Origin of the sequence: Neobacillus drentensis, from assembly GCF_036966985.1 — a bacterium.
Classification (GTDB): domain Bacteria; phylum Bacillota; class Bacilli; order Bacillales; family Cytobacillaceae; genus Neobacillus; species Neobacillus drentensis_E.
In genome coordinates this window covers 1-1,932 of sequence record NZ_JBALSN010000322.1, presented here as the reverse complement: position 1 = coordinate 1,932, position 1,932 = coordinate 1, and the positions used below count along the sequence as shown (strand labels likewise).

General features: G+C 34.0%; 2 protein-coding genes. One reads left to right on the top strand and one right to left on the bottom strand.

Annotated features, from left to right (window positions below):
• Positions 1-271: 271 nt before the first annotated feature.
• Positions 272-613: a helix-turn-helix domain-containing protein gene (locus V7659_RS20345; protein ID WP_335541794.1), complete on the bottom strand. Its 342-nt coding sequence runs from the start codon at positions 611-613 to the stop codon at positions 272-274.
• 144 nt (positions 614-757) lie between these two features.
• Here V7659_RS20345 and V7659_RS20340 point away from each other — a divergent pair.
• Positions 758-1,932: single-stranded-DNA-specific exonuclease RecJ (locus V7659_RS20340; protein WP_335541793.1), on the top strand; the 1,175-nt coding region annotated here is incomplete at its 3' end.

Genomic DNA, 1,932 nt, shown 5'->3' with positions numbered 1-1,932 from the left:
CTATCACAATCTCGAAACCATAATTCTCTAATCCTCTTTCTGCATAAACTCAATTGATCCCCCCTATTTTTTATAAATAACCCATAGGTCGCCTTCTCACTTTTTATCCCTTATTCTTTAAATTTATTCACCATAGTGAAAAAAAAGTTCATCAAAAAAAAGAACCCCAAGAAGATATGGAGTTCGAAATTATTCATAATGGTGAATTTTTTTTTCACCATTATGAATAATTTTTATGATTTATGTCTATAAAATTGATAAGGAAATGGATTTAATTCCCTTTTTTGAATAAATGTATCCCGCGTTCCAAGTGATTTAAGTAGTAGTCAACAATTTCAGGATCTGTTTCTTGGAGGTTTCTTAACATTGTATTCAGGTGGTGAAGACGTATCGAAAATTGGTCATCTAAAGAGGTTTTGTCTGAAACAAAAGGAACAAAGGAAAACTCCTCTTGTAATTTGTTCAGAAAAGAAATCGAAATAGTTTCTGCCTTACCCGTTTCTAAATTGGATTGATATCCCACAGATACATCCATAATCTGTGCGAACTGTTGAATGGTAAATCCACGATTTTTTCGTAATAAGCGAATCTGTTGTCCAATGTCAGCTAACAATGTTTCACCTTCTTCATATGGATTAATCAGGTCGTGGTGTTTTTTCTTAGATGATGATTACTTCCATTATACAAATAATTGGTTTAATTGGGGGTAATTTGCCTACAACTTATCGTTATTACTTTATAGAAAGGAAGAATTTAATTGGAGAATTGGATAAAAAAAGATTTAAAGCTTACCAGGATGGAAAGGAATACGATTCAATACTATTCAAATCAGTTTTCACTCCACCCACTTGTAATTGAGCTTCTATATGAAAGAGGTTGTAAAAATTGGTTTGAAATTAATCGGTTCTTATCGTGTGACCCTTCATATTTATTAGGACCATTCTATCTCAAGGATATGGATATTTCGGTCAATCGAATTTTTCAAGCAATAGAACGAGATGAACATATTAGTATATTTGGCGACTACGATGTCGATGGGATTACCAGTACCTCAATTCTATATAAAGGGTTGAAGTTATTAAATGCAAACGTGGATTTTTTATTACCAAAGCGTTCAGATGGATATGGACTCTCCGTAGAAGCAGTTAATCGGTTTTCTGCAAAAGGTACTGCCTTAATTATAACGGTGGATAATGGCTCGTCTGCACATGAAGCTGTTAAACGAGCAAAACAAATTGGAATTGATGTCATTGTAACTGATCACCATGAAATTTTAAAAGGAAACCCTCCGTCGCTTGCTTTTATCAATCCTAGAAGAAGTGATGAAAGGTCTCCTTTTACATCCTTGGCTGGATGCGGAGTAGCATTCAAGCTTGTTCATGCATTATTACTCAAAAGAGGTTTATGGGAAAAACATCTTTGGGATTTTATTGAATTAGCGACATTAGGAACAATAGCAGATGTTATGCCGCTAAAAGAAGACAACCGAGTCATTGTTCAATTGGGATTAGAAAAAATGAATTACTCCCCTTCTATGCCTATAAGGGTTCTAAAACGACTTTTAGGCATTTCGCAAGTAAACAGTCAAACTATCGGCTTTTCATTTGGACCAATATTAAATTCTTTAGGAAGATTGAGTGATCCTAATTTTGCAGTTTATATTTTGACATCAAATTGTTCTGAACAGATGATTGAAGATTGCTGGCAGAAGTTAATTAGGCTAAATCAGTTAAGAAAAAAGATGGTTTCAGATCAGTTTAAACAAGCAGAGCTCACGATTAATCTATATGAACTTTATAAGCATAAAGTCATTATTGTGGTTGGTCCTTATACAGATGGATTGATTGGAATTTTAGCAGCAAGGATTGCTGAAAAGTACAAAAAACCCGCCATTGTATTTACTGAAAATGGAAAAGGTTCCGCAAGATCCGT